Origin of the sequence: Oceanispirochaeta sp. (genome assembly GCF_027859075.1) — a bacterium.
Classification (GTDB): domain Bacteria; phylum Spirochaetota; class Spirochaetia; order DSM-2461; family DSM-2461; genus Oceanispirochaeta.
The window spans coordinates 1-7,566 of record NZ_JAQIBL010000179.1 but is presented as its reverse complement, the minus strand read 5'-3'; the positions used below and the strand labels follow the sequence as shown (position 1 = coordinate 7,566).

The window sequence follows — 7,566 nt, the reverse complement described above, 5'->3', positions numbered from 1 at the left end:
TCCGTTCCAGACATTGTGACACCTAGTGCCAAAGTATCGAGTTCAGATGAATAATCAGTGCTGGCTAAGCTGCCATTTGTGAGTTTGAATTTAAAACTATTCAATTCATCTTCTTCTTTGTCGAGGTTACCAGTTATTATATCTCCTTTTTCCTCTACAGAAGAAAAGTGTCCATAAGAACCATCAGATAGAACATCAACTTGCGGATTAGGACCAATTTTATTTTCTGAGATAAAAATAGTCTGTTCCATCTCATGCCCGTTCTGGTCAAGAATAGTAAAGGTCATAAGAATAGAACCCTTATCTTCAAGATTCGGATTGATATAGATTGGAGCATTGATGGCTCGTGTCACTGGATTAAATGTAAACAAACCGGCATAAACATCCGAGTTATATCCAGTAATCCTGCGCTCATAGAGACCTGTAGAACTATTATAATAATTGAGTGTTGACGAGTTATAGCTATCCACATAGGTTGCTGTTTCATCTAGAACCAATTGTCCAACAATATTATCTGCCAGAGACCATCTGATTTCTGTAATTTCACTGGAAGAATCTGGATCATCTTCGGAATTACTGACAGTCCCGGACATAGTAATATACTTTTCCGCCAGATACTTATTGACATTATTTTCCTCATCCACCAGCTTGATATCAGTGATAGGTCCTTCGCTTTCAAACAATGAGACTTGTTCCTCTGTTACATTATTATTCCTGTCTGTGACGGTGATAGTCACAGAAATAAGGCTATTGAGGATATTGGGTTCAATGGTTGAAACTGAGAATGCAATGATTCCGGTATCCGGATCATAATCAATGGAATCGGGACCACCGTCCGGATCTTGAGTGACCTGACCAGCAGAGCCTATGTTGATAAGGCCCCCTCTAAAATCATCATTGGAAACAGCAAAAGAAATGGAGGCAATATCACCGGCTCCATCATCTTCATTCTTCGCATCATCCCTTACAAATACAGAAAACTCTACCGTGGATAAATATGTTTCATTATTACCCGGAGAATAGACCTCAATCACCGGCGGCAGCTTATCCTGGGCCGCGGTGACCATATCTTCGGTCAGGGGATCCGGACAGGAGACAAATATTAAGGATACAATTATAAGAATTGAATAGACTAAAAACTTCTTCATGATTCGACCTTTCCTTCAACCCGGGCTGCAGTGGCACCATCCTCTTTGAGATAGGAGTACTCTCTGAGTAAAGCCGGATCCAATTCATTGAGCTGATTGGCATAATCAGCGGATTTATCAAAATTCTCGAGTTCGTAATAGCATCTTGAAATGTTCAGCACTATCCTTGAAAAGGCAGCCGAAGATGTACGGGAACGGGACAGGTAGTCCTGTTCAACATTGTGATAAAGTCTGAGGGCATTCTGATACTGCCCCTTGATGAACATGATATTGGCCAGATTGACCTTGGAGGGCAGATAGTTCCGATCCAGGGCCAAGGCATAGTTGAAAGCCTGTTCGGCCCGGTTGTACTCACCAAACTGGGTACAGACGGTTCCCAGACTGTTGTAACCGCTCTTGCTGTCTTTTTCTCTCGCGACCTGATCATAGTAGGCGATGATCTTGTTCACGAGCTGACTTGTTTCCTTGGAAACGGCTCGTGCAATGACTGTTTTTTCACCGTACTGAAGTCCCAGGTCTGTTTCTTTCAGCCCGACCGGCCGGAAAACCTGCTGAGCTTCACGAGTTCTGTAGAGGGCCCGTTTCTCCGTATCATCTTCATATTTGTTGAACTCACCGGCACCCACATCCCAGGCTTCAGAGAATCCTGATGTTCCGATCAGTGTGATCTCAACGGGAACCCAGAGTTCTCCGTCAATATTCAGTGTCTTGGATTTGTCCGGATGAATCTGCTGGTAATTTCGGGCATCTTCCCTGGTATTGAAGGCCGCATAGATATGACCGGGGGTGGTGATAAAAGAAGTTTCGATTCCCACAGACTCCAGGAGGCTGCAGTACAGGGCTGTCAGGTCGTCACAGTCTCCAGTTCCTCTTTTCAGAGTGTTCCGCGGGAGACTGACCTTATCGATAACCATGGGGTTTTCCTGGGCGGCATCAAAGGGAGAAGTCGGGTCTTTCTGATAAATACAGCCGATCTCTGTCAGGCCGTAGTACATTTGCAGGGCTACCTGAAGAGATTCATTCAAGCCGGGGTTCACCACATCACGGGCACTCTGGCGTACAAAACTGGCATAGTTCCGCAGGGCAGAATCGGCGGGAGTGATATAGGCGGCCATTTTCCGGTCATCGTCCCAGGTCAGTGATTCCTTGTCATACAGGTCATAAGACACGGTCATGACCTGAGAACCCGCATTGCCCCGGGCCGAATAATTCACCATGACTTCCGCCGTCAGCGGCGAGATACCCTCGATGGCAAAAACTTCCTGGTTATAGGCGGCATAGATGTCTATGGTGGCACTCTCGCCGGGACCCAGTTCGGCAATGGAATCTTCCTTAGTGGGAGCATCCATGAATCCAGCCTGCATAAATTGAATGGTCACATCATGAATAGGGAATTTCTCAGTATTGGTCAGTTCCAGCTGACCGATGGGATTCTTTGAATAATAGCTCTGCATAGAGGCAAACAGGGGAGGCAATTCGAATTCACCAAAACGAATGCTCTTGATTTCGGCTCTGGGATCATCCGGATCGGTACCGACCCTGTAATGACCGGCAAAGCCCAGGCCGAAGGAGAAACCGTTAAACATATCGAGAGCAGAGAAGGAACGGGCATAACGGATAGAGGGATGGACGCTCAGACTGAAATTGTAGGTCATATTAAAGGCGGCAGATCCTCCCGCCCCGGCCAAAAACTCCAGGGTACCGCGAGGATCACCCGTCACCTGATCAACATTGGGATAAACGGCCTGCCCTATCCCCAGGAAGACATCTCCTCCCATTTCCAGCTGTTTGTTGAATTTATGGATATAGGAAGTCCCCAGTACACCATAATAGGTGGTATGTGAAAAACGCTCAGCCTCAACAGAGACTCCTGCGCGAAGAGGTGTGGCCAGCTGAATGCCCAGGCCAAGATATGGCTGTATCTGAGGAATGGATTTAAAAGAATATTTACTATTCAGATTAAAATCATTGAAACTGAATTCTTCCTCATAGGAAATCGAAAATGGGGTCAGACTCTGATACTCAAGCCCTATGGCCAGAGGACTTCGATATTTTTCGTTGTAATTGATACCATAGATCCGGGTAGCCCCGGTGGTTGCAGTATTAAGTTCCTGTGCACAAAGGAAAGCCCCTTGCAAAAGCATGAGAACAATTAAGATGAGCTGTTTAAAACGGGAAGACTGCACAGTCTCCTCCTTACATTCTTCTATTAGTATACCTTAAAATAACACAATTATCGTGTTTGCGGTTAGTCAAATGATACGAAGAAAATGATTTCACTGGAAAAAAATTAAATTTATCGCTATAAAGAATTATTGAAATATATTGAGAAATCTATATTGCTTAGAGGTCCGCTTCCTTCCCGGTCACAAATCTGTTAAAATGATTTATGATCATTACCCTATTAGGCACAGGAACCTCTCATGGAGTTCCCGTTGCCGGCTGCAGCTGCCCTGTGTGCATTTCCGATAGAATTGAGAACAATAGATACCGCTGCTCCCTCTGGATTCAGAAGGGTGATACCAGTGTGATCATTGATACAGCCCCCGAATTCCGTCTGCAGGCCATTCGAGCCGGAATAACGAAGGTGGATGGAGTGGTCATCACCCATGCTCACGCGGATCACCTCCATGGCATTGATGACCTGAGACCCTTCAGCTGGAAAAAAGAGATCCCTATCTATGCACAGAAATCTGTGACCCGGGAAATCCGGGATCGCTTTCCCTATATATTCAATCCTCCCGGACAGGGGGGCGGAACACCCCAGATCAGTCTTCAATCCATAAAGGAAGAGGAGACATGGGTCATCGGAACAGCTGAAATCACGGCCATTCCCATCATGCATGGGAAATTACATATTTTGGGGTATAGAATTGGGAATCTGGCTTATATCACCGACTGCAGTGCTATTCCTGAATCCAGCTTCTCTCTGCTGGAAGGACTGGAGGTACTCATCCTGGGTGCCTTGCGCTATAAGCCCCATGAGACTCATTTTTCCATACCCGAAGCCATTGAAGTTATAAAAAAAATAAGCCCTGGAAGGGCTTATTTGACACATTTATGTCATGATGTTGATCATTTTCAGCTAAAGGCGGATCTTCCTAAAGGAATAGAACCAGCCTGGGACGGATTAAAAATAATCCTTCCTGAATAACTAAATAAGGAAATTGTAAAATTAAGCTTTTACTACTTTTCCAGCTTTAAGACAGCGTGTACAAATTTTTATGGACTTGGGTGTACCGGAAATTAGGGCTTTTATCTTCAGAAGGTTGGGTTTGAAAGTCCTTTTAGACTTAACACCGATATGCTGACCGGCTCCACCTTTCTTCTTGGGAAGACCCTTTCTGGGTACACTGTGTCCCGCAATAGTACCTTTTCCACAGATTTCACATTTTCGAGACATATCTATTCCTACCTTCTTTTCATCTTAAATGAGCGATCTGAAATATATCAAATTGAAAAAACTATGTAAACCCGAAAAACCCTGAATCTCCAGGGAATTTCTTTTTGCAGAGGAATTTATGGCAATTCCTTACGGAGCGGGGAGAAATTCCCAGCTTCCAGCCCCCATTTTTTCCGAATCCACTCTTGAATTTGCTCCGACCAGACCTGGAACACCCCACTTTCCGGCCCGATACCCCGACTCAGATAAGATTTCTGCCCGGGGTAACTGACCAGAAGGTTCCTCATGCGGACAGAAAAATATTCCGGCGCTTCATCACAGCTCTGCTGGAGCAGGTAGGCCTGAAACTCGTTGATCATGAGATCTTCATTCCCCGGGTCATAGCCGTACCAGCCCAGAAAAAAGCGCCACATGATGCGGTCCGCCTCTTCAAGTGACTCCCAGAGTCCTTTTACAAAAGTCCTGTAATCTTCAGATATGAAGTAGAGGCCATGAGTGGCCTCATGGGTGAGAAACCGCTGACGGAGGACGGGAGAGGACTCCCGGGAGATGGAAATAACAGCACCACGGCCTGGAATCAGGATTCCGTCATCCTTCTGTGTCAATTGACCCTCCCTGATCAGGATCGTCCGCAGCAGCTCTTCTTCAGGATTGATCTTGAAATCACTCTCCCTGATTCGATTAAAGAAGGCCGCCAGATCTTCCGGGCGGTAATCGTGGGCATTCCAGCCGTGCTTGTCCTTGAGCTGACCGTTGGTCATCAGGGTCCCGTTGTAGCCTTTCTTTTCTACAAAGTAGGACAATCTTGTGAAAAAGCGGTTCTGCATCTCATAATTCAGGCAGTCCCACACCAGGATTTCCGGAAAAGAGGTCCAGCTGTATATCTCAAAACTTTCATTCCGCCATAAGGGAGCTGAGGACGCCAGGATCTGATCGATTTCCCGGGGCAGAGCGCCAGGAAATTCAGGGGCGAGGGGCATGTTCAGGGAGAGAGAATCCAGGTTCCCCAGAGGAGAGAGAACCCAGGAGCGTTTTTTTATTGATGGATAGGGAAACTGAAGAGTACGAACCCGGCTGGTTGGTAATATTCCAAGGGAATGGGAATTGTTTTCTACATCCCGGGGAGAACCGGCAGGGTAAATTGAAAGGGCCCCCTTGTTTTTCATAAGAAGCTGGATTTCCCTCTTTCCCTCCTCAGGGTCTGGGAGGGTCAGTTCAAGGCTGTCCGGACGGTCTACCCGAAGGATCAGGTCCTGAGAAGACTCATCCCGGGTCCCTGTAAAAAACGTTGAACCCTGAGGCAGGGAGAGTGAAAGAAGGGACTCATTTTCAGGGAGGACCACTTGCAATAAGGGCAGAGCTTCCGAAGCAGGGAGGTCAAAATGGAAATCTCCCGATATAAGGCTTAAGCGGAGAGGGGTTTTCCTTTCAGAGGATAATTGAATATAGAGGGATTGATCCTCCAGGGGAGGAAGAAAAGAGTATTCCAGATTCCCGGAACCGGGATGCTCCCATCCAGACTTGTTCATCCCGGGGATATTCACCGGATTCTGAAATGTCCTGATCCCCCGCTGCTGTTCATAAAGGGAAAGATCTCCCGCAAACAGAGGCGGAAGGAGGAGAAAAATGAATACTATTGGGGCCAGAGCTCTTTGCATGATTCTATTGTCTTTATAATATAAGATATCCCGACGGTAAAGGCAGTACAGGAATGGTAACATATTATATAACAGCGTTGGCTCCTGCCAAGGGGGCAGAAGGGGACTTGCAGAAGTTTCAGGCAGGGTCAGCAAAAAAATGCGCCTGGTACTCCCCTCTCCCCCTGATCATTCCCATCCATACCTTTGAGGCCTCCTTCCCCCGGGACAGGGTGAATCCCTCTGGATTAAAGGGGATGCCTCCCCTGATACTGGCAGGCCCTGTCAGAGAGAATGAAAACATCATACTGAAGTTGAAGGAAGCTGAAGGCTTCAACCATCATCAAACCTACCTGAGGGAGATTCACGGTAAACAGATTCCCCGGGTTTCAGATAAGACCTTTATTGACTGGCAGGGGCTCCTCCTGAACCCGGGAAAGCTGAGTTTTGCCGACTCTGTAGCACCTGAGAATACCGAATCGGTTCAATTCAATTTCAGAAACTGGCAGATCGGTCTGTATAAAATCCGCTATGATGAGACAAGGCTGTGGTGGGAAAATTTTCGCTGCTCCTGCCTCTGGCAAGTCCGCAAACCAGCCTCCTGACTGCCAATTCCTAACATTCTTAGTCAACCCTCATGATTTTCCTTGCCAATTCGTATTGATTCTGTTAGAAATACTTATGGAAAAGAATGTAAAGCTGACACCCAGCCTGGAAGACTATCTTGAAGCGATCCTTCAGTTAGAGAAGATAAACAGGGTTGCCAGGGTCAAGGACATTGCCGAAAAATTATCCGTTCAGATGCCTTCTGTCACCGGGGCTTTGAAGAATCTAAAATCCAAGGGCATGATCGAGTATGAAAAAAACTCATTTATCAACCTGACAGCCCGAGGCAAGGAACTAGCAGAGATTGTTCTGAAAAAACACAATATTCTGGTAACTTTTCTGGAAGAGACCCTCCTGTTAGACACTGGGAAGGCCGAGGATGAAGCCTGCCGGATTGAGCATTCCATCGATCTGGACACAGCAAAACGCATCAAGAATCTAAGCAGCTACCTGAGGGAAAGTTTCAAGGAGAAAGCTGCAGATCTCGAAAAAATCATTCTGGGATAAGCATGAAGAATTTCAAATCAATCATACTCAGCCAAAAAACCATAGCCCGGGGATACCTGGAGATGGAATTCACCTGGCCTGAGGACTGCGGCAAGGCAAAACCGGGACAATTTCTTACCATCAAGGTTCATGACAATCCAGTCCCCCTCCTCCGCAGGCCCTTTGCCCTGTCTTCTTTTAATCCCGAAAAGGGCAGCGCCTCCATTATTTATCAGGTACGCGGTGCGGGTACCCGGATACTGGAATCCCTCCCCAGGGGTGCAGC

The 7,566-nt window shown here is 46.7% G+C and carries 7 protein-coding genes and 1 pseudogene; 4 read left to right on the top strand and 4 right to left on the bottom strand.

Annotated features, from left to right (window positions below):
- The coding region (locus PF479_RS09820) for a hypothetical protein (RefSeq protein WP_298005636.1) at nucleotides 1-1,148 on the bottom strand (1,148 nt) is incomplete at its 3' end.
- Nucleotides 1,145-3,334 (bottom strand): hypothetical protein, encoded by a 2,190-nt coding sequence (locus PF479_RS09815; protein WP_298005634.1) that lies wholly within the window; start codon nucleotides 3,332-3,334, stop codon nucleotides 1,145-1,147. The genes PF479_RS09815 and PF479_RS09820, both read right to left, overlap by 4 nt.
- A 203-nt stretch (nucleotides 3,335-3,537) precedes the next feature.
- Between PF479_RS09815 and PF479_RS09810 the strand changes: the two genes are divergently transcribed.
- A complete protein-coding gene (locus tag PF479_RS09810; protein ID WP_298005631.1) occupies nucleotides 3,538-4,302 on the top strand; it encodes an MBL fold metallo-hydrolase in 765 nt (254 codons plus the stop codon).
- Nucleotides 4,303-4,323: 21 nt separating this feature from the next.
- Here PF479_RS09810 and rpmB read toward each other — a convergent pair whose 3' ends face one another.
- Nucleotides 4,324-4,551, bottom strand: coding sequence for a 50S ribosomal protein L28 (gene rpmB, locus PF479_RS09805; protein WP_298005629.1), 228 nt, complete (start codon nucleotides 4,549-4,551; stop codon nucleotides 4,324-4,326).
- A gap of 116 nt (nucleotides 4,552-4,667) precedes the next feature.
- Nucleotides 4,668-6,209, bottom strand: coding sequence for a hypothetical protein (locus PF479_RS09800; RefSeq protein WP_298005626.1), 1,542 nt, complete (start codon nucleotides 6,207-6,209; stop codon nucleotides 4,668-4,670).
- 53 nt (nucleotides 6,210-6,262) lie between these two features.
- Here PF479_RS09800 and PF479_RS09795 point away from each other — a divergent pair, with 53 nt between their 5' ends.
- The 3 genes and pseudogenes from PF479_RS09795 to PF479_RS09785 form a co-directional block, all read left to right on the top strand.
- A complete protein-coding gene (locus PF479_RS09795) occupies nucleotides 6,263-6,793 on the top strand; it encodes a hypothetical protein (protein WP_298005623.1) in 531 nt (176 codons plus the stop codon).
- Nucleotides 6,794-6,869: 76 nt separating this feature from the next.
- Nucleotides 6,870-7,301, top strand: a complete 432-nt coding sequence (locus PF479_RS09790; protein WP_298005620.1) for a metal-dependent transcriptional regulator — start codon at nucleotides 6,870-6,872, stop codon at nucleotides 7,299-7,301.
- 2 nt (nucleotides 7,302-7,303) lie between these two features.
- Nucleotides 7,304-7,566: pseudogene (locus tag PF479_RS09785) on the top strand (hypothetical protein); the annotation flags it as partial.